Origin of the sequence: Flavobacterium branchiarum, assembly GCF_030409845.1 — a bacterium.
Taxonomy (GTDB): Bacteria; Bacteroidota; Bacteroidia; order Flavobacteriales; family Flavobacteriaceae; genus Flavobacterium; species Flavobacterium branchiarum.
The window spans coordinates 758,416-781,945 of sequence record NZ_JAUFQQ010000005.1; the positions used below are offsets into that span (position 1 = coordinate 758,416).

Consider the following 23,530-nt stretch of genomic DNA (forward strand, 5'->3'; position numbering starts at 1 on the left):
ATTGTTTGGCGTGTTTATTTAGTATTAAAGTATAAAAAAATAAAGAGTGAAAAAGTTAAATAATTAACCTTTATCATCTTTTTTATAGTGTTTAAAAACACCATTTAATATAACTGTGATTACAATTATTATTGCACCAATGTAAAACTCAGTACTCATCTTCTCTTTTCCACCAAGTATAAAATAGGCTAAAATAATTCCGTAAACGGGCTCTAAATTAGTTGTAAGCATAACTGTATAAGGTGTCAATTTCCTCATTACTTTTACCGAAGCAGTAAATGCATAAGCAGTACATACCGAAGCCAAAAGCAGTATTAACAGCCAGTTATTCATTGATAATGTAAAAAATTCAGCTGCAAATTTACCTTGAAATAAAAAGTAAATAGATATAAAAAAAACACCTGCTCCAAATTCATAAAAAGTAATGACTGATGGTTCATGATCGGCTATTAATTTCCCATTCATTAATGTAAACAAGACACCTAAAATTATAGAAGCCAAAGCATAATACATTCCGTTTAAGTACTGAATTTCGACTTGCATTATCAAAGCTAAACCAGCAATAATAATGAGCCCAAAGAATACTTCATACCATAACACTTTTCTTCCAAAAAAAATCGGTTCTAATAAAGAGGCAAAAAAAGCACCCAATGAAAATATCGAAAGTGTTATCGAAACGTTAGATACATGAATCGCTCTGAAAAAAAATATCCAATGTAAAGCAATTAGTAATCCAACAAAAGTCAGCTTAAAAAAAGCTTTTACAGGAACTCGAAAAGATTCTTTTTTAAAAACAATAAATGTTCCTAAAAAAATACCTGCCAAAAGCATTCGATACCAAACTAAAGCTTCAGCATTAATAGTAATTAATGCTCCTAAAATTGCTGTAAACCCCCATATAAAAACTATAAAATGAAGACTTAAATAACTTTTTAATTTATCGTTTTGCATTACGTAATAAGTAAACTGCTAGAACTCCAAAAGCAATATTCGGGAACCAAACAGCAAATAATGGTGAGAAAGTTGATTTTTCAGCTAATGTTCCAAATATTTTATCAAAGAACACAAAAGCAAAAGCAAGTGCAATTCCTATAGCTAAATTCGTTCCCATTCCGCCACGACGTTTCATCGAGGAAACTGCAACTGCAATAATGGTTAAAATAAATGCCGAAACCGGAACACTTATTTTTTTATACAAAACGACCAAGTACACATTTATGTCACCAGAACCACGTTTTTTTTCTTTTTCTATAAAATTATATAACTTACCAATACTCAACGTTTCAGCAATATAAACCACAGGAGTTAAGTCCTCTAAATCAAATGTAAATACCGCTTTCTTTTCTGGGGCTTTTTCAATTTTATCATCTAGTTCCCCTAACGTTCTTTTTGTATAATCATACATCGTATACGTGCTATCTTTAGGATTCCACTGGATACGGCTTGCTGTGATTTTTGAAACCAGCTTTTCTCCTTTAAACTTCTCTAACGTAAAATTAAAAGCAGTTTTAGAGACATCATTAAAGCTATTTACATAGATAAATTCATTATCATTTATTTGTCTATATACATTTGTATTATTCCCGTGCATGGCTTCTTTTCCACCACCTTTAAGATACGTGTACCTAAAATTATTAAAGCCTTCGCTTGCAGCAGGAACAATATAAAACCCCATTAACAACACAAATACCGAAACAATTGAAGCTCCAATAACATAAGGTCTCAAAAACCGCGAAAAAGATATCCCAGAACTAAGTATTGCAATAACCTCCGTATTATTAGCCAATTTTGAAGTAAACCAAATTACCGATAAAAACAAAAATATCGGAAACAGAGAATTAGCAAAATAAATAGTAAAATTATAGTAGTAAACAACAATATCCAAAAACGGAATCTTGTTCTCTAGCATTTTATTAATCTTCTCCGAAACATCAATTACAATCCCAATCGGAATAAATAGCAACAACATTACTGTAAAAGTTGCTAAATATCGCTTTAAGATGTATTTGTCTATTATTGTCAGCATATATCTTTTATGTTTCATATTTCAAATTTCATCTTACCTCAGTAAATTTGAAACTTGAAACTAAAAAAACTTTAACTTTTTAGAGTCTTTGGCTCATATTTTTAACCATCATTTCTTTCCATGGTCTAAAATCTCCTGCTAAGATATGTTTTCTTGCTTCACGAACCAACCACATATAAAAACCAAGATTATGAATCGTAGCGATTTGTTTTCCTAAATACTCATTAGCAGCAAATAAGTGACGTAAATACGCTTTTGAATATTCTGTATCCACAAAAGTAATTCCCATTTCATCAATTGGAGAAAAATCTGCCTCCCACTTTTTATTCTTGATATTTATAGATCCATTTGCTGTAAACAACATTCCATTTCTCGCATTACGAGTAGGCATAACGCAATCAAACATATCAATCCCTAAAGCAATATTCTCTAAGATATTAATTGGAGTTCCAACACCCATTAAATAACGAGGTTTGTCTTCTGGTAAAATTTCACAAACAACTTCTGTCATTGCATACATTTCTTCAGCAGGCTCCCCTACCGATAATCCACCAATAGCATTTCCTTGCTGTCCAGCATTAGCAATATATTCAGCCGACTGGCGACGCAAATCTTTATAAGTACTTCCCTGAACAATAGGAAAAAATGTTTGTTCGTATCCATATTTAAATGGTAATTTATCTAAATGACCGATACAACGATCCAACCAACGGTGCGTCATATGCATAGAACGTTGCGCATAACGATAATCACAAGGATACGGCGTACATTCATCAAAAGCCATGATAATATCAGCACCAATAGTACGCTGAATTTCCATTACATTCTCTGGAGTAAAGAAATGATAAGAACCATCAATATGAGATTTAAACTTAACTCCTTCTTCTTTAATTTTTCTATTCGAAGACAATGAATACACTTGATATCCACCAGAATCAGTCAATATATTTCTGTCCCAGTTCATGAACTTATGCAATCCTCCAGCTTTTTCAAGAATTTCTGTCTTTGGACGCAAATACAAATGATATGTATTCCCAAGAATAATATCCGGGTTTATATCTTCTTTTAATTCCCTCTGATGCACACCTTTAACAGAAGCAACAGTACCAACAGGCATAAAAATAGGAGTTTCAATAACTCCGTGATCAGTAGTAATACTTCCCGCTCTAGCTTTTGATTGCGGATCTTTTTGTAATAAATCAAACTTCATATACACGTTTTTCAGTCGGCAAAGATAGTCTAATTTGAAATTTAGATAATTAGATAACTAAAAAATTTAAATATGTTTTATGAATTAATTTGCGCATCTCCCTTCGGGTCGGGCTATTCGCTATATCTTTTACTCCATATTCATTACATAAAAGGATGTCGCTACTATCCCTTATGCAAAAAAAACGCCTAAATTTGAATCAAATGCATTAAACACAAATCAACCAAAATGAACTTAGCACAGAAACTAGGATATCACAAAGACAGTAAATTATTAATCATTCATGCTGATGATGCAGGATTATCACATTCTGAAAACAGAGCCACAATACAAGCGCTTCAAAACGGAATGATTAATTCATACAGTATTATGGTACCTTGTCCATGGTTTTATGAAATAGCAAACTTCGCCAAAGACAATCCCCATATTGATAATGGAATCCATTTAACACTCACCTGCGAGTGGGAAAATTATAAATTCGGACCAGTACTACCTATTACCGAAGTTCCATCATTAGTAGATATAAACGGCTATTTTTATAAAAATAGAACCGAATTCATGAATAATGCAAAATCAGATGAAGTTGAAAAAGAACTTCGTGCCCAAATCGAAAAAGCATTACACTTCGGATTAAAACCAACACATCTTGATTCTCACATGTGCAGTGTCGGTGTATCACCAGAATTCTTGGATACATACAAAGCACTAGGAAAAGAATATAATCTACCTGTTTTCATAAACAAACAATTTGTAGAGTCAGTGAGTCTATCCACCGAAAAATACGACTTCGAAAACACCCTTTTGGCAGACAATCTCCTAATCGGAAACTATACTGACTTCGAAAAAGGTGAGCTCAAAAAATCTTATGAAGAAGCTTTAGACAATATTAAACCCGGATTTAATGTTTTCTTACTACATCCAGCATACGATGATAATGAAATGCAAGCAGTCACAAAAAATCATCCAAATTTCGGCTCAAAATGGAGACAAATTGACTTAGACTACTTCACAAGCGAAACATGTAAGTCTAAATTAAAAAACAATAACATTCAATTAATAACATGGAGAGAAATACAACAAGTTATGTAATTTCAGTTATCCAAAACTTTAGACCAAGCTCCAAATTAACCCATTAAACACAAAAACACCACCTCGTAAAAAACGAAACCCATAATAATTCAAAAAGTACATTTCCTTTAAAATCATTTGTCTTAACCCCAAATAAAAATTATATTTGCCTTAGTTTAACTTTTACACACAAAATGAAGCCCAACACACAACAATTAAGCGATTTAACTATCCAAGTAAGAAGAGATATTCTTCGAATGGTACATGCTGTCAACTCAGGACACCCAGGTGGGTCATTAGGTTGTACTGAATTTTTGGTGTCTTTATACCAAAATATAATGGACCGCAAAGAAGGTTTTGATATGGACGGGATTGGAGAAGATCTTTTCTTCCTTTCAAATGGTCATATTTCTCCAGTATTTTATAGCGTTTTAGCAAGAAGTGGTTATTTTCCAGTTTCAGAATTAGCAACTTTTAGATTATTAAACTCACGTTTACAAGGTCACCCTACAACTCACGAAGGATTACCAGGAGTACGTATTGCTTCAGGTTCTTTAGGACAAGGATTATCTGTAGCACTTGGAGCTGCTCAAGCTAAAAAACTAAATGGAGACAATCATATTGTATACACATTACATGGTGATGGAGAATTACAAGAAGGTCAAAACTGGGAAGCTATCATGTATGCTTCTGCAAAGAAAGTTGATAACCTTATTGCAACTATCGACTTAAACGGAAAGCAAATTGACGGAACTACAGATGAAGTTTTAGCAATGGGAAGTATCCGTGCTAAATTTGAAGCTTTTGATTGGGATGTTATTGACATTAAAGAAGGAAACAATATCGATGCTATTCTAGCTGGTATGGCAGATGCTAAATCAAAAACTGGAAAAGGTAAACCTGTTTGTGTTTTATTACATACTGAAATGGGTAATGGTGTAGATTTTATGATGCATACTCATGCATGGCATGGTAAAGCTCCAAATAACGAGCAATTAGAAAATGCCTTAAATCAAAACACATCAACTTTAGCAGATTATTAAAAAAGCATCATGTCTTTACATAATAAGATTGAAAGCTTATTAACAGTAAAGCCTATTGCTTATAGCAACAAAAAAATGAAAAAATACACAAATACAGGAAGTAAAGATACTCGTTCAGGTTTCGGAGCGGGAATGACTGAACTAGGTCAAAAAAACGAAAATGTTGTTGCTCTATGTGCTGATTTAATTGGTTCATTAAAATTTGATGACTTCAAAAAAAATCACCCAGAGCGTTTTTTCCAAATCGGAATTGCAGAAGCAAACATGATTGGAATTGCAGCAGGTTTAACAATTGGAGGTAAAATTCCATTTACAGGAACTTTCGCTAACTTCTCAACAGGAAGAGTTTACGACCAAATTCGTCAATCTGTAGCTTATTCAGATAAAAATGTAAAAATCTGTGCATCTCACGCAGGATTAACACTTGGTGAAGATGGTGCTACACACCAAATCTTAGAAGATATTGGTTTAATGAAAATGTTACCAGGAATGACAGTAATCAATACTTGCGATTACAATCAAACTAAAGCTGCAACACTTGCATTAGCTGACCACCACGGCCCAGCATATTTACGTTTTGGACGTCCAGTTGTGCCTAATTTCACACCTGCAGACGAGCCTTTCGTAATCGGAAAAGCAATTTTATTAAATGAAGGTACAGATGTAACAATTATTGCAACTGGACACTTAGTTTGGGAAGCACTTATTGCTGCAGAAGCATTAGAAGCTAAAGGTATCTCTGCTGAAGTAATCAATATTCACACAATCAAACCTCTTGATGAAGAAGCAATATTGAAATCTTTATCTAAAACAAAATGTGTTGTTACCGCCGAAGAACACAATATCCTTGGAGGTCTTGGAGAAAGCGTTTCTAGAGTATTAGCATTAAACAATCCAGCTCCGCAAGAGTTTGTAGCTGTTAATGATAGTTTCGGAGAATCTGGTACTCCTGAGCAATTAATGGAAAAATACAAACTAAACAATCAAGCGATTGTTGAAGCTGTAGAAAGAGTAATCAAAAGAAAATAATTTCTTTTAAAATACAACCAAAGCCTGCTCAATGAGCAGGCTTTTTTTATACATCTAAATCACAAAAGCACATTATTTAAAATAATAAATTAATATAATCTCATTAAATAAGAGTTAACACATGAGCTCTAAGACTGAAACGATAAACCTCGAGCCGAGTATATTTTGAAAACTAATAAACTCTTAAACTACACCAATCAGAATTAAAATCTTTTAACATATTGTATTGTAAGCATTATTTATAATAATGTTTCATATTCTATTATCGCAGCTTGGATTTCCTTAATAATTACATCTGAATAAATATTTAATAAGTTACACTTTAAATACAAACAATAATCATTTAAACGAAAACAAAACATAATTCCGATTAATTGTTCTATACTATCAAAATCCGTAAAATCCGTTATTCCAATTAACGTATTAGATAGTTCAAATCTTTCCTTATTCTTTAGCTCATTATAATCGTAAAACTTAGAAAATTTATCTCCTAAAATATTTATACAATCTATTAATATATCCTTTGATAAATTATCTTTATGTAAAAACACTTGACCTAAAAGAAGATGAAAATCGTTTTTAGAGATAACTTCGTCCAACCTATTGAAATCATTTAAATTCATAATACTTTTTTTTTACGGTAGGTGCATAGCAATATTACAGTACCTATCTAAACAACTCAAAAACCAAAACAAGCTCTGTTTTAATTAAAACATATTATAATTTCTTGCGGAGGTTCTTCATCCCTCAGAAGGACAAAATTAGTCAAAAAAAAAACCCTGTTTCGTTAGAAACAGGGTTTTAAAGAAAGGCGACGACATACTCTCCCACATAACTGCAGTACCATCTGCGCAGGCGGGCTTAACTACTCTGTTCGGGATGGGAAGAGGTGAGCCCCGCCGCAATAACCACCTTAAGGTCGTTAGTTGCTTTGGACAACTTATCAATTGTTAATTATTAATTGTTGATTATTAATTATCAAGTGAACAATATCTTAACACACTGAGATAAAAAAAAATATAATTTATTTAGAAAGTTTCTCCCCCACACCGTAGTGTGGGGAAAAGGTGTACATAAGCTTACGGATTATTAGTACTACTCGACTATGACATTACTGCCTTTACATCTATAGCCTATCAACGTGGTCATCTCCCACGATCCTTAAAAGAAATCTCATCTTGTGGTGGGTTTCGCGCTTATATGCTTTCAGCGCTTATCCCTTCCAAACGTAGCTACTCTGCGGTGCTCCTGGCGGAACAACAGATACACTAGAGGTTTGTCCAATTCGGTCCTCTCGTACTAGAATCAGATCCACTCAAATTTCTTGCGCCCACAGTAGATAGAGACCGAACTGTCTCACGACGTTCTGAACCCAGCTCGCGTGCCACTTTAATGGGCGAACAGCCCAACCCTTGGGACCTTCTCCAGCCCCAGGATGTGACGAGCCGACATCGAGGTGCCAAACCCCCCCGTCGATATGAGCTCTTGGGGGAGATCAGCCTGTTATCCCCGGCGTACCTTTTATCCTTTGAGCGATGGCCCTTCCATGCGGAACCACCGGATCACTATGCTCTACTTTCGTACCTGATCGACCTGTATGTCTCTCAGTCAAGCTCCCTTATGCCATTGCACTCTACGCACGGTTACCAAGCGTACTGAGGGAACCTTTAGAAGCCTCCGTTACTCTTTTGGAGGCGACCACCCCAGTCAAACTACCCACCAAGCAATGTCCCCCGCAATCACGGGGTTAGGCCTCAGATAAACAAAGGGTTGTATTTCAACAATGACTCCACAACGCCTAGCGACGCCACTTCACAGTCTCCAACCTATCCTACACATCATTTATCCAAGGTCAATACTAAGCTATAGTAAAGGTGCACAGGGTCTTTTCGTCCCACTGCGGGTAAGCGGCATCTTCACCGCTACTACAATTTCACCGAGCTCATGGCTGAGACAGTGTCCAGATCGTTACACCATTCGTGCAGGTCGGAACTTACCCGACAAGGAATTTCGCTACCTTAGGACCGTTATAGTTACGGCCGCCGTTTACTGGGGCTTCAATTCAATGCTTCTCCGAAGATAACATCTCCTCTTAACCTTCCAGCACCGGGCAGGTGTCAGGCCCTATACTTCATCTTACGATTTTGCAGAGCCCTGTGTTTTTGATAAACAGTCGCCTGGACCTCTTCACTGCGGCCAGCATTGCTGCTGGCGACCTTTCTCCCGAAGTTACAGGTCTATTTTGCCTAATTCCTTAGCCATGAATCTCTCGAGCACCTTAGGATTCTCTCCTCAACTACCTGTGTCGGTTTACGGTACTGGTACTAATTACCTGAAGTTTAGAGGTTTTTCTTGGAAGCCCTTAGGCGCACTATCTCTTCAACCGAAGTCTCCGAGTACTATCGTATTTCCCCAAGCCGTGTGGATTTGCCTGCACAGCTTATAGGTAGGTACTTCAACGAACTATTCCGTCAGTTCGCGGCGCTTTCATCACTCCGTCACCCCATCACAGTAATTAGTAGTACGGGAATATTAACCCGTTAGCCATCGACTGTCCCTTTCGGGTTCGCCTTAGGACCAGACTAACCCACAGCTGATTAGCATAGCTGTGGAAACCTTAGTTTTTCGGTGTGCGGGTTTCTCGCCCGCATTATCGTTACTTATGCCTACATTTTCTTTTCTAACCAGTCCAGCATACCTTACGATACACCTTCAACCCTGTTAGAATGCTCCCCTACCACTTACAGTAAACTGTAAATCCATAGCTTCGGTAATATGTTTATGCCCGATTATTATCCATGCTCGTCCGCTCGACTAGTGAGCTGTTACGCACTCTTTAAATGAATGGCTGCTTCCAAGCCAACATCCTAGCTGTCTGGGCAGACAAACCTCGTTCTTTCAACTTAACATATATTTGGGGACCTTAGCTGATGGTCTGGGTTCTTTCCCTCTCGGACTTGGACCTTAGCACCCAAGCCCTCACTGTTGTGAAACATTATATAGCATTCGGAGTTTGTCAGGAATTGGTAGGCGGTGAAGCCCCCGCATCCAATCAGTAGCTCTACCTCTATATAACTTTATGCACAACGCTGCACCTAAATGCATTTCGGGGAGTACGAGCTATTTCCGAGTTTGATTGGCCTTTCACCCCTACCCACAGGTCATCCGAAGACTTTTCAACGTCAACCGGTTCGGTCCTCCACTGTGTGTTACCACAGCTTCAACCTGCCCATGGGTAGATCACACGGTTTCGCGTCTAACACTACTGACTAAAGCGCCCTATTCAGACTCGCTTTCGCTACGGATCCGTGGCTTAACCACTTATCCTTGCCAGCAACGTTAACTCGTAGGCTCATTATGCAAAAGGCACGCCGTCACCCCACGAAAGGGCTCCGACCGCTTGTAAGCGTATGGTTTCAGGATCTATTTCACTCCGTTATTCACGGTTCTTTTCACCTTTCCCTCACGGTACTGGTTCACTATCGGTCTCTCAGGAGTATTTAGCCTTAGCGGATGGTCCCGCCAAATTCAGACAGGGTTTCACGTGCCCCGCCCTACTCAGGATACCACTATCCTTTACACTCATTACCTATACGGGACTATCACCCTCTATGGTTCTACTTTCCAGTAGATTCTAATTCTTTGTGCAAGAAATCTCGTGGTCCTACAACCCCAATCATGCCGTAACATGGTTGGTTTGGGCTAATCCGCGTTCGCTCGCCACTACTTACGGAATCACTTTTGTTTTCTTCTCCTCCGCCTACTTAGATGTTTCAGTTCAGCGGGTTTGCCCACCTATCGGTGTACTATGTCTTCAACATAGTGGGTTGCCCCATTCAGGTATCTACGGATCAATTCGTGTGTGCCGATCCCCGTAGCTTTTCGCAGCTTATCACGCCTTTCATCGCCTCTGAGAGCCAAGGCATCCCCCATACGCCCTTATTTTGCTTATTGTACCAATCATAATTTAATATGACCGTTTTTTTTTGTTTTTATATTTTGTATTGCTACTCAATAAAAACGCTTTCTACTTTTTATTATTTTCTTATCTCAATATGTCAATGAACTTTTTCTTTTTAGATTAAGAAAATAGAGATTAGAGTATAGACTTAATCTATATTCTTTTTTTCTATATTCTATCTTCTTAAAGATAGTGGAGAATAACGGAGTCGAACCGTTGACCTCCTGCGTGCAAGGCAGGCGCTCTAGCCAGCTGAGCTAATCCCCCATTTTTAAAATGATGATGAATTATGAGTTATGAATTCACTCATAAATGCTCAACTTCTAAAATTTCCTTTTATTTAAGTTTTAAATAGTAGTCCCGGGCAGACTCGAACTGCCGACCCCTACATTATCAGTGTAGTACTCTAACCAGCTGAGCTACGAGACTCTGTTTTACTTAAATTTATTATTTGAACTAACAGCAGAGTAATATAATCTTTAGAGATGAACCTTTAGTATCTTTCGTCTTCTTTCCCTAGCGTGCATATAGCTAACACTAAGGCTCTAGAAAGGAGGTGTTCCAGCCGCACCTTCCGGTACGGCTACCTTGTTACGACTTAGCCCTAGTTACCAGTTTTACCCTAGGCAGCTCCTTGCGGTCACCGACTTCAGGCACCCCCAGCTTCCATGGCTTGACGGGCGGTGTGTACAAGGCCCGGGAACGTATTCACCGGATCATGGCTGATATCCGATTACTAGCGATTCCAGCTTCACGGAGTCGAGTTGCAGACTCCGATCCGAACTGTGACCGGTTTTATAGATTCGCTCCTGGTCGCCCAGTGGCTGCTCTCTGTACCGGCCATTGTAGCACGTGTGTAGCCCAAGGCGTAAGGGCCGTGATGATTTGACGTCATCCCCACCTTCCTCACAGTTTGCACTGGCAGTCTTGTTAGAGTTCCCGACATGACTCGCTGGCAACTAACAACAGGGGTTGCGCTCGTTATAGGACTTAACCTGACACCTCACGGCACGAGCTGACGACAACCATGCAGCACCTTGTAATTTGTCTTGCGAAAAATCTGTTTCCAAATCGGTCAAACTACATTTAAGCCTTGGTAAGGTTCCTCGCGTATCATCGAATTAAACCACATGCTCCACCGCTTGTGCGGGCCCCCGTCAATTCCTTTGAGTTTCATTCTTGCGAACGTACTCCCCAGGTGGGATACTTATCACTTTCGCTTAGCCACTGAGATTGCTCCCAACAGCTAGTATCCATCGTTTACGGCGTGGACTACCAGGGTATCTAATCCTGTTCGCTACCCACGCTTTCGTCCATCAGCGTCAATCAATTAGTAGTAACCTGCCTTCGCAATTGGTATTCCATGTAATCTCTAAGCATTTCACCGCTACACTACATATTCTAGTTACTTCCTAATAATTCAAGTTTAGCAGTATCAATGGCCGTTCCACCGTTGAGCGATGGGCTTTCACCACTGACTTACTAAACCGCCTACGGACCCTTTAAACCCAATGATTCCGGATAACGCTTGGATCCTCCGTATTACCGCGGCTGCTGGCACGGAGTTAGCCGATCCTTATTCTTACAGTACCGTCAAGCTGGTTCACGAACCAGGGTTTCTTCCTGTATAAAAGCAGTTTACAATCCATAGGACCGTCATCCTGCACGCGGCATGGCTGGATCAGGCTTGCGCCCATTGTCCAATATTCCTCACTGCTGCCTCCCGTAGGAGTCTGGTCCGTGTCTCAGTACCAGTGTGGGGGATCTCCCTCTCAGGACCCCTACCCATCGTAGCCTTGGTAAGCCGTTACCTTACCAACTAGCTAATGGGACGCATGCTCATCTTTTACCGTTGTGACTTTAATTGCTGAATGATGCCATTCTGCAATGCTATGAGGTATTAATCCAAATTTCTCTGGGCTATCCCTCTGTAAAAGGTAGATTGCATACGCGTTACGCACCCGTGCGCCGGTCTCTGCTCCCGAAGAAGCATACCCCTCGACTTGCATGTGTTAAGCCTGCCGCTAGCGTTCATCCTGAGCCAGGATCAAACTCTTCATCGTATATTTTTTATATTATATTGCGACTCAGATTCTATCGGTTATATTCAAATCTTGCGATTCTATTACTCTTTATTATTTGTTTCGAAATCTCTTTCGAAACGGCTGTCAATTCAATATATCTAAGAACTTTCTCTTTATTTTTGTGTCGCTTGTTTCTCAAAGCGGGTGCAAAAGTAATGAACTCCTTTTTAACTGGCAAGATATTTTTGAAGTTTTTTTTAGAAATTTTTATTTCTAATTTTCTTCTTATCTTAGCAGTATTTCAAGGAACTTCGCTTCTTTTGCGGGGTGCAAATGTAACTTTCGTTTTCCAAACTCACAAGCTTTTTTTAATCTTTATTTTTAAAACTTTCGTTTCTAATTTTGATTGTTTACTTGTCAGTATTTCAGTGAACGTCTTGTTTGTTGCGGGTGCAAAACTACCACCTTTTTCTAGATAAACAATACTTTCCGCTTGTGTTTTTACCTTTATTTTGCGTTTATTTCTTAATGTATTGATAACACTATCTTTACGATTTGGTTGTTTTTGAGTTTTATGAGGTTTTTCTGCGGGACAGCATTCTCTTTCCTTGTTTTCACTCTCTTTTACTGGGGTTCTCGCGAAGACGCAAAGACAGAAAGCTTATTATATTGTCGTTAAATAGGTAGCATATCCTGTATTTTACCCCTACTAGCCCTGATAGAAGCGGAAATCCTTGCCCTTTTTTCTTTAAAAAGGACAAGATTGAAGCGCATAGCAGGTAAAAGCTCCTGATAAAAATCACTCCTATATATGGTATAAACTTCTACATATATATTATACCTTTTTAAAATTGACAAATAGCGTTAATCAAGAATTCATATCTCATTTTACTTAAAACCAATTTCGCTTATATAAGTAGAACTTCTGCTATCTTTGATAAAGGTATTCAGCAAACTCTCCTTCCTGATTATCTACTGAGCGCCATGTTTCGACGTTAGCATCACTATTTCTAGCATCTCTATAACTTATGACTGAACTTGAACAATATATAAATTCTCATTTTGAGATAATTCAGCCCAGCGAATTGACTGCGGTAAGCTCTCTTTTTAATCAGGTAACTTTAAAAAAAAGCAACTGCCTCTTAACGGAAGGAAAGTTATGTGACAAATTTTGCTTTATCAAATCTGGTTTCTTAAGAGTCTTTGCAATCCCTAACGGAATTGAAGTTACGCAATGGATAGCAACAAGGGGATATTTTGGTACGGATTTTTCAAGCTTCTTTTTTGGCAGTCCTTCACGTTGGACAATTCAAGCTTTGGAGAATACTGAACTGTTTATTATTACTAAAGAAGATTATACTAAAATAGAAAGCCTTGTTCCTAACTGGACTGAACTCGAAAGAACGTTCTTGATTAGATGCCTAACAATGATGGAGGATCGGATTCATAATCATTTATCTATGTCGGCAGAGGAAAGATATCTTCATTTTTTTGAAAACAACAAGGCATTATTTAATCAGGTTCCGCTTCAATATATAGCTTCGATGCTTGGGATGACTCCAGAGACTTTTAGCAGAATTAGAAAAAAGCTATCGACTTAAATTCTTGATTTTTATCAAGAGTAAAATCAGTTTTACGCAAGACCTTTGTTATACAGAAAACGATAACAAACAAAACAGCAACTATGCCATTTTTATTAAGCACCGAAATCGTAATTAATGCAACTCCTAATAAAGTTTGGGCAATACTTACCGACTTTAAAAACTACCCTAATTGGAATCCGTTTATAACACTATTAACGGGTGATTTTGAAGTAGGTAAAAAAATCATGGTCAGAATAGCCCCACCGGAAGCAAAAGTAACCATATTCAAACCAACAGTTACTGCTTTTGATGTCAACAAAAAAATAAGTTGGCTGGGTATATTTATAATACGAGGCGTTTTTGACGGAGAACATAATTTCGAACTTACTGACAACGGAAACGGCACAACTACTCTTGTACAATACGAAAATTTCACAGGCATTCTTGTACCAATCTTCAAAAAAATGCTTAATGATAATACAAGACGAGGATTCGAAGCAATGATTGAAGAAGTAAAAAAACTGGCTGAAAAATAAACTACAAAAGAAGCTCCTTTTTACTCTTTAGTAAACTATCATTTTTTATATCTGAAAATTTTTACAATCGATCGTTTTACAGTTAATTAAACCATGAAAAAGACAAAAGAACCAAACAAAGCTATTTGGTCTAAGTCTAAATAAATTTAAATGTTTTATATTTGCAAAAATTTTAAAAACTCTTTTAAATTGAAATATTTCGTTATTTTATTCTTCTTTATCACTACTGCTATTTCAGCTCAGCAACTCTTAGTAAAAGGACATGTTATTGAAAGTATAACTCAAAAACCTTTACAAAGCGTTACTGTTTTAGATGTAGAATCGAACAAATGGACAATAACTGACGAAAAGGGATATTTTGAAATCAAATTAAACGATACTAAACAATTTAACTTGAATTTCCATTTATTAGGAAAACAAGAAAAAAATATCGTTTACACTAAAGAACAAGTTTTAAAACCTATAGTTGTAACGTTAGAAAATGACGATTTAAGGTTAAAAGAAATTATTGTTACTGCTCGAAAAGGAAAAAACTTCTCAGAAATTATCATGGGAAAACAAGCTATTAATCAAGTTCAGGCTTTTTCTCTTAGCGATGTTTTAGAACAATTACCTGGTCAGGCTACTACTAATTTTGACATGAATGAGTTTAAGACTATTGCTTTTAGGACTGTAAAACCTAATACAATTAGCAATAGTGCCTATGGTAACAAATCTTTTGGAACTGCGATCGTAGTTGATGGAATTCCTATTTCGAATAATGAAAATATGCAATCCTATGTAGGGAACTATGGGGCAAATGGCACAGGTCCATTTTCGCCAAACTTACTTGGTTTTGGTGATCCTTCTGCCAATGATTTTAACGGTTATTTTTCTAATGCGAATTTTGGGGCCGATCTAAGACAGATTTCAACAGGAAATATTGAAAAAATTGAAGTTGTTCAAGGTATTCCATCTGCTAAATATGGTGATTTGACTTCAGGATTAATTAAAATTGAACAAAAAGCTGGACAATCTCCTTTTAGAATTTATGCATCATTGAGAGATGGAACTAGCGAATATGGTTTTTCTAAGGGGTTTAAAATCAGTGATGATTTTGGTTTTTTAAATGCTAGTTTAAATTATACTAAATCCAACTCAGAACCGCGTGTTTCTTATACGAAATATGATCGTGTTAATACAAGCTTGATGTGGAGTTGGGCTAATAAAAATATTCGTAATTCGTTTTCTGTAGACTATGGTTTTAATAATGACAATGTTAATTATGAGGCTGAAGGGACAGATGATAAGATAGTTAAAAATAAGAAGACAGATCTTTCGATTTCTAATCGCTTTAAAATGAATTTTTCTGATAGCTATTTTGATAATTTAGATGTGAATTTCAATTTTTCATATGGTGAACAAAATACTTTTGAATCGAAAGTAGTAAATGTTGGTGGAACTATAGTAGGTACTAGCACTGCTGAAGGAGTTTATGAAGGAAGCTATACTCTTCCTAGCTACACAAGTATAAAAGCAGTTGAAGGTATTCCTATTTCTTCTTTTTTATCTGCTGATTTACATAAGTCTATCTCTTCTGATAGCTGGATACATAATATATCTTATGGTACTGCTATTAGAATGAGCGATAATAAAGGCCGTGGACGCTTAGGAAGCCCCGAAACTATGAACAGTGCTTTTACAAATGGTAATGGTGGTTCAGGACAGGCTTTCCGTCCTTATAATTATGCTGATAATGTTTTGGCTGAATACCAATTTTCACTTTACGCTGAAGACAATATGGTGAAAAATTGGGATCGAAGTGCTTTAACTATTGATGCTGGTTTACGCTACGATAATCAATACGGTTATTCCTTTTTAGCACCACGTATTAACACTTCTTATGCACAGGATAATTTTAAGATTCGTGGTGGATTTGGTTTAACCTCTAAAGCTCCTTCTTTAAATCAGGTTTATACTGGACCTCGCTATTATGATGCTGTTTTAGGTGACTACAGATTACCGGGTTATTATAATTTAGGAATCGTTCAGACTTTTATCGATTACCCTAATAATGAAAATTTAAAACCTTCAAAAAGTTTGCGTTCCGAAATTGGTTTTGATTATAAACTCCCTTTTGCTACCGTAAACGTTACTGGTTTTTATAATAATTTATATGACGGAATTACAAGTCAACAACTCCCTACAACACGTCAGGTTGCTGATCTGCAAATTAACTATAATGGAAATCAAACTCCTACTTATACCATTACAGGATATTCGCCTTTTTACTATTTACAAACGCAGTTGGTGAACAAGTATGTATCGAAGGATAAAGGTATCGAGTTTTTTATGAATTTTGATAAAACTTTTATTAAAAACATCTCTTTTGACTTTAACGGAAGTTATGTACAAACTACAAATCGCAATGATGTTGATAGTTATTATCGTTCTACCGATGCTAAAACACCTGAAAAATATGGCTTATACAAACCTTATGATGAGAATTATAAAGGTTTTAATTTATCCGGAAATATAAGTTACCATTTACCTAAAATTGGTATGGTGATCGCGGTTAGAAGTGAACATTTTATTATAAACGATAATAATTACACTAAAGACAACGAATTATATGCTTATTTAGACCAAAACCTAAACAAGGTTTTAATTCCTAAAGAAGACCAGAACAACACGGCTCTTTACGGACATATTATGAAAACAAAATCTGCTTATGACAGAGAGCTTCAAAAAGTATATCACAACTTCAATCTGCGAGTTTCGAAAGATTTCCTTAATGGATTTCGATTTTCTTTCTATGCTAATAATTTCCTAGATCTTAAACAAACAGAAATTAACCTTGTTAATGGTGCTTATGTACAGCGTATAAAACCCGACATGGTTCAACTATCATTTGGAACCAAGATCGAATATCAATTTTAAATTTTAATACAACTTCAATTTTATGAAAAATATAATCCTATTATTTGCTATTGCAGTTACCTTTTTTTCTTGCTCTATCAATGATGAATTTGGAGGTGGTACTAACTTACAACCTGTTTCTTTTACTGTAAATTTAAAATACGATAAGGATCAATATAATGGTCTAGTGGTTAATGCTGGAAATGTCGTTTTAACGAATACGAATACTGGAGACATTTATAAAGCTACTTCAACAGCTAATGGAATTGCTAGTTTTGCAAATATCCTTCCAGGGACTTATAACATAACAGCAACGAAAGTCCTAACAAGTCAAGAATTTTTTGAATTGTTTCAATTTACTCCTTCGACCGAAACGATAACGTTTAATGGGGTACAAGAAAATGTAACTGTTAACGCTAATATTACTTCAACCAATATTGAATTGAAGGCTGCTAGGATTGGAGATTTAGTTATAAAGCAAATCTATTATGCTGGTTCTCACGCATCACAAGGCGCATCATATCGTGATCAATTTATCGAAATTTATAATAACTCTAACGAGGTGATATATGCAGATGGTTTGTATATTGGTCAGCTTTATGGTAAAAATAATACTACTCAAAGCTCTTTTACTTTGGCAAACGGTCAGTACGACTGGAGTAAATCAATTGGAATGACATCTGGAGCTGATGCAAATACTAAAAATGTTTATGCTGATTATGTGATTAGGATTCCGGGTACTGGAACACAATACCCTATAAAAGCTGGCGAAAGCATTGTTATCGCTCAAACAGCAATTAACCACAAATCACCTTTAGTAGATAATACTGGTATTCCTGTGAGTGTTAAAAACCCAGATTTGACTATTGATTTAAGCGGTGCTGATTTTGAAGTGTATTTAGGTGATTATCTTTTATCAAAAGGTAAAGATGTTTTTCGTTATGATATTCAAAACCCTGCAGTTAAAGATATGGAGATTGGTTATTGGGGTCGTGCTGGATACGATAGCGGTAATCAGGATTTTTTAATAGATAATCCTGGTAGAGATAGTTTTATTATTTTCCGTACTGACGATTTAAATAAATTTCCGGATTACTCTGATCCATCTATAGCTGTAATAGATAGTAAAACTAAATTCTTTGTCCAAATACCGACAAAAGATATTATTGATGGTGTTGATTTACAGAATTTCAATCCTAGTTCTCAAAGACCAAAAATGTTACCTTCTGAAATAGATGCTTCTTTTACTAATTGTGATGCTGCATTTAACTCGCAATCTGTTATTAGAAAGACTAAAAGCATTGTTAACGGGCGTAGAATTTTAGAAGACAGTAATAATTCGGCTAATGATTTTGTGAAATTGCCTATGGCAAATCCTAGAGGTTTTACAAACTAAATTATCAAGAAAGGAATAAAATGACAACGTGTTAGTTTTATTTTTCAAACAAGTTAGAATCTTAAAAATGATTTCAAAAAAAGCAATACTATTTTTTTTACTACTACTGAGTTGTGCTGCACAAGCGCAACTTACTGATAGTTTATTGGTCAGACAAAACTCTTTCTATAACGATATTGAGGTTCGATTATATGAAACTCCCCTCTTTTTTACAACTCAAGATTTAAGTGATTTTACTCAAACTCAAATTGATTTTGAGCAAAAGTTAACGCCTTTTAAACGTGTACAAACTGCTGAAAAATCTACTAAATATGCTTTTTCTACTCATGGGATTTTCAATATAAAACCGCGATTACGTCTTTTTGGAAATTTTATATACAATCAAATACATGAAGATGGTTTAGGATATAACCTTACAACAGAACGTACCGAAAATCAAAATGTACTTTCTCCTAATTATTATTTCGCTCCAAAGAAAGGAAACTGGGAGATTCAAAATTATAATTTAAATGGAGGTGCATCCTATCAATTAGAGAATAATATCTTGTTGGGGGCAACTGTTTTTTACATCAATAGCAAAAATTATAGAAAAATTGATCCGCGTCCTCAAATCGCACTAAGTAAATACGGAGGAGAATTACATGGTGGTTATGTTTATAAGGATCATCGCGTGTTTGGTTCTGTAGGAATGTCAAAAAAAACAGAGACTGGTGACATCGATTATGTTGATGATACTCAAAATGCACCTGCCTATCCAGAGACATTCACGACTTTTTCTTCAGGATATGGTCGTGTCGTTTTTAATTCGTCTTATAATAAATACATCTACAATACGATTGATAAAAATTTTGGTTTAGGATATCAATTTCAGAATGATAGAAATAGCTTGGGTGTGACTTATCGATTTAATAAAGCTATGGAGGATTTATACAGAAAAGATGCTAATAGTAATATTTACATCCAAAAAGATTTAAGACAGTACCGCTATCGTTATTATTCGAATACTGCAAAATTGAATTATTATCACGACGGAGAGTTTAAAGATTATAAGCTACAACTAGAATATAGTGCTGGTCAAGGAGATAATTTTTCGGTAGCAGAAAATGGACAAAACTACAGAATGAATTTAGATCGTTTGCAACTTAGCAGCGGCATTATTAAAAAGGAAAACGATCGTGTACTTTATAATTTTGAGCTAATTGGTGCTTATGCGAAACATAAATACATTGATTTATTAGGAAACACAAATAAAAAATTAAACACTTTAGAGATTCAGGCGGTATTCAACAGAGATCTTTTTGTTAATGAGAAGAACAAATTGAATCTCGAATTTGGTGTAAATTATTATGTAGCTTTAAATGAAGGTCTGGTATTTATACCGACTTCTTCAAATACTTCTTTTGCAGATAATGTGATTATACCGGATCATGCTTATGATAGTACTTCAAAATTACAATCGAATATTGTAGCTAATTATTATATCAAATTACCTAAGAAAAAAACACTTCAACTTTTTATAAATTATAAAACATTAACGGCATTAGACAATAAATATTTAGAATACTATGCCAATTTAAATACGAAAGCAAGCACTTATTTCAATGGTGGAATTTCGATAAATTATTAAATTTTATGATAATCAAAAAATAATAATTTATAATTTTGCATTCCTTTTGATTTGAAAGTCAATATTACCCAAAAATGAAAAAAAAATCAGTTCTAATACTCCTTTTATTACTTAGTATAACATTAGTATCTGTAAGAAATTACAATACTGATAATGACACCTATTATTCTATAGCAGAATTAAAAAAACTATATAGCAGTGGCGATCACAGCAAGTGGCCTAAGCCTACTATTGACAGCACAGTTGTTGGTTTTGAAGATTTAGGAGTACTTCCGAATGTGGTATTTCCTGAGGATAATCCTTATTCGCTTGAAAAAAGAGAATTAGGTAAAATACTTTTTTTTGACCCAAGATTGTCTGGTTCACAACAAATTTCTTGCGCTTCGTGCCACGATCCTGAATTGGGTTGGGGAGATGGAAAACGTGTTTCTAATGGACATGATAGAGCACCGGGTACACGAAATTCTAAGCCAATTATAAATGTTGCTTTTTCTAAGATTTTTTTCTGGGATGGTCGTGCTGCAACTTTAGAAGAGCAAGCTAAATTTCCTATAGCCGATGTTAAAGAAATGAACAACCACATGGATATTGCTGTAAAGAATATTCAAAAATTAGAAGGATATAAAAAGTTTTTTAAAAGTGCTTATGGAGATGAAAAAGTAACAGAGGAAAAAATCCTGAAGGCTATTGCTACTTTTGAACGTACAATTGTAAGTCGAAAAAGTCGTTTTGATAAATTTATTGAAGGAGATAGCACACAACTTTCTGATAAAGAAGTTAACGGTTTGCATTTATTTAGAACAAAAGCTAGATGCCTTAATTGCCATAATTCTTCTTATTTCTCAGACAATCAATTTCATAATGTTGGCTTGACGTATTACAAACGAAAATACGAAGATTTAGGTAGATATTATGTAACTAAAGATCCTGAAGATGTTGGGAAATTTAGAACACCTTCATTAAGAGAAATTACGCATACGGGACCTTATATGCACAATGGATTATTTCCTCAGTTAAGAGGGGTTTTGAATTTATATAATGCTGGAATGCCTAATATAAAACCTAAAGGAGATCAGGTTAATGACAAGTTATTCCCTGTGACTTCGCCTTTATTGAAAAAATTAAATTTGACTGAACAAGAATTACAAGATCTTGAAGCATTCTTAAAAAGTATATCATCTGGAATTTATCGTGAACCTGCTCCTGAAGAGTTCCCTAAAAAGAAAGAAAAAATTACAAAGAGCAAAACGATTTAGAGAGACTAACGCTTTCTCTTAGATATACCGTTTTCTACAATAAAATTAGTGCTGTCCCAAAAGACAGCACTTTCTATTTGTGCTCATTATAAAGTTCCAAATTTGCCTGCTTGAAAATCTTCTATCGCTTTTGTTATTTGTTCTTGAGTATTCATAACAAATGGTCCGTAGTGAGCAATTGGTTCGTTTAATGGTTTCCCACTCATTATAAGCACGATAGTATTATCACTTATTCCTTCTAAACTAAAACTATCACTCGTATCGTTTTCAAACATTGCAAAACTATCTTTCTTCAATTCAGTTTCATTATTAACTTTTACACCTCCTTCTATAACTAGAATTGCTGTATTCCAATTTTTAGAAAAACTAAAATCAGCTTTTGCTCCTTTGTTTAAATATGCATTATACAAGTTCATAGGTGAAAAAGTTGTTGCTTTACCTTTGTGTCCCAAATAATCACCTGCGATTACGTTTACAAAACTACCATCATTACCCACAGGAACTTTTGTCATTTTATCAAATAACAGATCCTGATATTGTGGATTAGTTTCTTTGTCTTTTGCTGGAAGATTAACCCACATTTGAACCATTTGAAAGGTACCTCCTTTTCTTGCAAATTCTTGTTCATGGTACTCCTGATGTAAAATTCCTGATCCTGCTGTCATCCATTGAACATCACCTTCTCCAATTACACCGTGATTACCTTTACTGTCTTTATGCTCAATTTTTCCTTTGTAAGCAATTGTTACGGTTTCGAATCCTTTATGCGGATGGGCACCGACTCCTCTTGGAATTTCTCTTGCTTCAAAATCTATATCAGCATTATATCCAACGGCAAAAAATGGTGACATTCTGATTCTTGGAATTTCTTTTCCCACAAATGAAGTGGTATAAAAAGCATCTCCTACCCAAGTAAAATTTTGTGGAGTTAGTATTTTTTCTATTTCTCTATATTTCATGATTTCCCTTTTTTAAAATTTGATCTTAATTTCTAACTTATATTGTTGAGCCAAGAATATTTATTACTGCTTCTTTAATATTTGGATATCGGAATGCGTACCCAGCCTCAATTATTTTATGAGCAATTAAATGTTGCCCTTCAAAAGGTTTTAATACATAGTTTGTGTCAAAAACCTCATTAGCAATAACCTTAAAAACATCTTGTTTAGAGACTGGTTCTGGAGCAACTGAATTAAATACTCCATCTAGATTATGCTCCACTGCAAATGCAAAAATACCTGCCATATCTTCTACGTGATTCCATGGAAATGATTCATAATCATCTGCTATTGCAACATCTGGATTGTTTTTTACAATATTGGCAAAAACTGGAAAAATCCCTCCCTCTTTGCCTAAAACTAATGATACTCTAATTTTAGAGACATATTTTGCTATTCCATCTGTTTTAAATTGATCCGCTGCTTTTTCCCAATCATCACTCAAAGTCGCGGCAAAACCCATCCCTTTATCTCCATTTTCATCTATTTCTATTTTCTGATCTGTAAATCCATAATAACCAATTGCTGAAGCTGAAACAAAAGAGCTCAATTTCTGTTTTCTTTCTTTTAATTTTTCTCTTAAAAAATTTGCTGCCCCTATTCTAGAATCATATACTCGCTTTCTTTTCTCTTCAGTCATTGGCTGACCGTCATTTAATTTTGCACCAGCAAGATGTACAATATGACTAACATCATCTAAGGCTCCTTCGTCTATCGTCCAATTGTCCAAATCCCATTGATACTCATTAGCGGCTTTAGGATCTCTTGTCAATAATTTTACGCTATATTTCTCATTCAACATGGGAACTAAATGCTTCGCAATAAAACTATTTGCCCCCGTTATCAATATAGTCTCTTTCATAATGATGGATTGT

General features: G+C 35.6%; 15 protein-coding genes, 2 tRNA genes and 3 rRNA genes. 9 read left to right on the forward strand and 11 right to left on the reverse strand.

Annotated elements, in window-relative coordinates; all coding sequences use genetic code 11:
- Nucleotides 1-63 precede the first annotated feature (63 nt).
- From QWY99_RS15235 to tgt, 3 genes are all read right to left on the reverse strand, one after another.
- Nucleotides 64-951 carry a DMT family transporter gene (locus QWY99_RS15235; protein WP_290266459.1) on the reverse strand — a complete coding sequence of 296 codons (888 nt, stop codon included), beginning with the start codon at nucleotides 949-951 and terminating at the stop codon, nucleotides 64-66.
- Nucleotides 938-2,026 carry an LptF/LptG family permease gene (locus QWY99_RS15240; RefSeq protein ID WP_290268237.1) on the reverse strand — a complete coding sequence of 363 codons (1,089 nt, stop codon included), beginning with the start codon at nucleotides 2,024-2,026 and terminating at the stop codon, nucleotides 938-940. Before QWY99_RS15240 ends, QWY99_RS15235 begins: the two co-directional genes overlap by 14 nt.
- Before the next feature lie 79 nt (nucleotides 2,027-2,105).
- Nucleotides 2,106-3,236 carry a tRNA guanosine(34) transglycosylase Tgt gene (gene tgt / locus QWY99_RS15245; RefSeq protein WP_290266460.1) on the reverse strand — a complete coding sequence of 377 codons (1,131 nt, stop codon included), beginning with the start codon at nucleotides 3,234-3,236 and terminating at the stop codon, nucleotides 2,106-2,108.
- A gap of 228 nt (nucleotides 3,237-3,464) precedes the next feature.
- Between tgt and QWY99_RS15250 the strand changes: the two genes are divergently transcribed.
- The 3 genes from QWY99_RS15250 to QWY99_RS15260 all read left to right on the forward strand — a co-directional run bounded on the left by QWY99_RS15250 (nucleotide 3,465) and on the right by QWY99_RS15260 (nucleotide 6,376).
- Nucleotides 3,465-4,325 (forward strand): polysaccharide deacetylase family protein, encoded by an 861-nt coding sequence (locus QWY99_RS15250; protein ID WP_290266461.1) that lies wholly within the window; start codon nucleotides 3,465-3,467, stop codon nucleotides 4,323-4,325.
- A gap of 173 nt (nucleotides 4,326-4,498) precedes the next feature.
- A complete protein-coding gene (locus QWY99_RS15255; RefSeq protein ID WP_290266462.1) occupies nucleotides 4,499-5,347 on the forward strand; it encodes a transketolase in 849 nt (282 codons plus the stop codon).
- A gap of 75 nt (nucleotides 5,348-5,422) precedes the next feature.
- Nucleotides 5,423-6,376 carry a transketolase family protein gene (locus QWY99_RS15260; RefSeq protein WP_290268238.1) on the forward strand — a complete coding sequence of 318 codons (954 nt, stop codon included), beginning with the start codon at nucleotides 5,423-5,425 and terminating at the stop codon, nucleotides 6,374-6,376.
- Nucleotides 6,377-6,615: 239 nt separating this feature from the next.
- On the opposite strand, the gene QWY99_RS15265 is transcribed toward QWY99_RS15260, so the two are convergent.
- The 6 genes from QWY99_RS15265 to QWY99_RS15290 form a co-directional block, all read right to left on the reverse strand.
- On the reverse strand, nucleotides 6,616-6,999 hold the full coding sequence (locus QWY99_RS15265) for a hypothetical protein (RefSeq protein ID WP_290266463.1): 384 nt from the start codon (nucleotides 6,997-6,999) through the stop codon (nucleotides 6,616-6,618).
- 183 nt (nucleotides 7,000-7,182) lie between these two features.
- Nucleotides 7,183-7,292: ribosomal RNA gene (rrf, locus tag QWY99_RS15270) — 5S ribosomal RNA — on the reverse strand.
- A gap of 153 nt (nucleotides 7,293-7,445) precedes the next feature.
- Nucleotides 7,446-10,330, reverse strand: a 23S ribosomal RNA gene (locus QWY99_RS15275).
- Between the two features lie 200 nt (nucleotides 10,331-10,530).
- Nucleotides 10,531-10,604: transfer RNA gene (locus tag QWY99_RS15280), tRNA-Ala, on the reverse strand.
- An 88-nt stretch (nucleotides 10,605-10,692) separates the two neighbouring features.
- Nucleotides 10,693-10,766: transfer RNA gene (locus QWY99_RS15285), tRNA-Ile, on the reverse strand.
- A gap of 120 nt (nucleotides 10,767-10,886) precedes the next feature.
- Nucleotides 10,887-12,400 (reverse strand): 16S ribosomal RNA (locus QWY99_RS15290).
- Together the 16S, 23S and 5S rRNA genes with 2 tRNA genes alongside form the textbook arrangement of a ribosomal RNA operon.
- Nucleotides 12,401-13,389: 989 nt before the next feature.
- Here QWY99_RS15290 and QWY99_RS15295 point away from each other — a divergent pair.
- The 6 genes from QWY99_RS15295 (at nucleotide 13,390) to QWY99_RS15320 (ending at nucleotide 21,657) form a co-directional block, all read left to right on the forward strand.
- Nucleotides 13,390-13,962, forward strand: a complete 573-nt coding sequence (locus tag QWY99_RS15295; protein ID WP_290266464.1) for a Crp/Fnr family transcriptional regulator — start codon at nucleotides 13,390-13,392, stop codon at nucleotides 13,960-13,962.
- Nucleotides 13,963-14,045: 83 nt separating this feature from the next.
- Nucleotides 14,046-14,480 (forward strand): SRPBCC domain-containing protein, encoded by a 435-nt coding sequence (locus QWY99_RS15300; RefSeq protein ID WP_290266465.1) that lies wholly within the window; start codon nucleotides 14,046-14,048, stop codon nucleotides 14,478-14,480.
- A gap of 189 nt (nucleotides 14,481-14,669) precedes the next feature.
- Entirely contained in the window at nucleotides 14,670-17,399 is a 2,730-nt protein-coding gene (locus tag QWY99_RS15305; RefSeq protein WP_290266466.1) for a TonB-dependent receptor, read from the forward strand.
- 22 nt (nucleotides 17,400-17,421) lie between these two features.
- On the forward strand, nucleotides 17,422-18,774 hold the full coding sequence (locus QWY99_RS15310) for a DUF4876 domain-containing protein (RefSeq protein WP_290266468.1): 1,353 nt from the start codon (nucleotides 17,422-17,424) through the stop codon (nucleotides 18,772-18,774).
- Nucleotides 18,775-18,841: 67 nt separating this feature from the next.
- A complete protein-coding gene (locus tag QWY99_RS15315) occupies nucleotides 18,842-20,401 on the forward strand; it encodes a DUF6850 family outer membrane beta-barrel protein (protein ID WP_290266469.1) in 1,560 nt (519 codons plus the stop codon).
- Nucleotides 20,402-20,475: 74 nt separating this feature from the next.
- Nucleotides 20,476-21,657, forward strand: coding sequence for a cytochrome-c peroxidase (locus tag QWY99_RS15320; RefSeq protein ID WP_290266470.1), 1,182 nt, complete (start codon nucleotides 20,476-20,478; stop codon nucleotides 21,655-21,657).
- 86 nt (nucleotides 21,658-21,743) lie between these two features.
- On the opposite strand, the gene QWY99_RS15325 is transcribed toward QWY99_RS15320, so the two are convergent.
- Together QWY99_RS15325 and QWY99_RS15330 are read right to left on the reverse strand one after the other, a co-directional pair.
- Nucleotides 21,744-22,616 carry a pirin family protein gene (locus tag QWY99_RS15325; protein WP_290266471.1) on the reverse strand — a complete coding sequence of 291 codons (873 nt, stop codon included), beginning with the start codon at nucleotides 22,614-22,616 and terminating at the stop codon, nucleotides 21,744-21,746.
- Between the two features lie 37 nt (nucleotides 22,617-22,653).
- Nucleotides 22,654-23,517 (reverse strand): NAD-dependent epimerase/dehydratase family protein, encoded by an 864-nt coding sequence (locus QWY99_RS15330; protein WP_290266472.1) that lies wholly within the window; start codon nucleotides 23,515-23,517, stop codon nucleotides 22,654-22,656.
- Between the last annotated feature and the right edge of the window lie 13 nt (nucleotides 23,518-23,530).

Bases quoted from the DNA above. Each gene is read 5' to 3' on its own strand.
- QWY99_RS15235 (WP_290266459.1), bottom strand. From the start codon at position 951: ATGCAAAACGATAAATTAAAAAGTTATTTAAGTCTTCATTTTATAGTT.
- QWY99_RS15240 (WP_290268237.1), bottom strand. From the start codon at position 2,026: ATGCTGACAATAATAGACAAATACATCTTAAAGCGATATTTAGCAACT.
- tgt (WP_290266460.1), bottom strand. From the start codon at position 3,236: ATGAAGTTTGATTTATTACAAAAAGATCCGCAATCAAAAGCTAGAGCG.
- QWY99_RS15250 (WP_290266461.1), top strand. From the start codon at position 3,465: ATGAACTTAGCACAGAAACTAGGATATCACAAAGACAGTAAATTATTA.
- QWY99_RS15255 (WP_290266462.1), top strand. From the start codon at position 4,499: ATGAAGCCCAACACACAACAATTAAGCGATTTAACTATCCAAGTAAGA.
- QWY99_RS15260 (WP_290268238.1), top strand. From the start codon at position 5,423: ATGAAAAAATACACAAATACAGGAAGTAAAGATACTCGTTCAGGTTTC.
- QWY99_RS15265 (WP_290266463.1), bottom strand. From the start codon at position 6,999: ATGAATTTAAATGATTTCAATAGGTTGGACGAAGTTATCTCTAAAAAC.
- QWY99_RS15295 (WP_290266464.1), top strand. From the start codon at position 13,390: ATGACTGAACTTGAACAATATATAAATTCTCATTTTGAGATAATTCAG.
- QWY99_RS15300 (WP_290266465.1), top strand. From the start codon at position 14,046: ATGCCATTTTTATTAAGCACCGAAATCGTAATTAATGCAACTCCTAAT.
- QWY99_RS15310 (WP_290266468.1), top strand. From the start codon at position 17,422: ATGAAAAATATAATCCTATTATTTGCTATTGCAGTTACCTTTTTTTCT.
- QWY99_RS15315 (WP_290266469.1), top strand. From the start codon at position 18,842: ATGATTTCAAAAAAAGCAATACTATTTTTTTTACTACTACTGAGTTGT.
- QWY99_RS15320 (WP_290266470.1), top strand. From the start codon at position 20,476: ATGAAAAAAAAATCAGTTCTAATACTCCTTTTATTACTTAGTATAACA.
- QWY99_RS15325 (WP_290266471.1), bottom strand. From the start codon at position 22,616: ATGAAATATAGAGAAATAGAAAAAATACTAACTCCACAAAATTTTACT.
- QWY99_RS15330 (WP_290266472.1), bottom strand. From the start codon at position 23,517: ATGAAAGAGACTATATTGATAACGGGGGCAAATAGTTTTATTGCGAAG.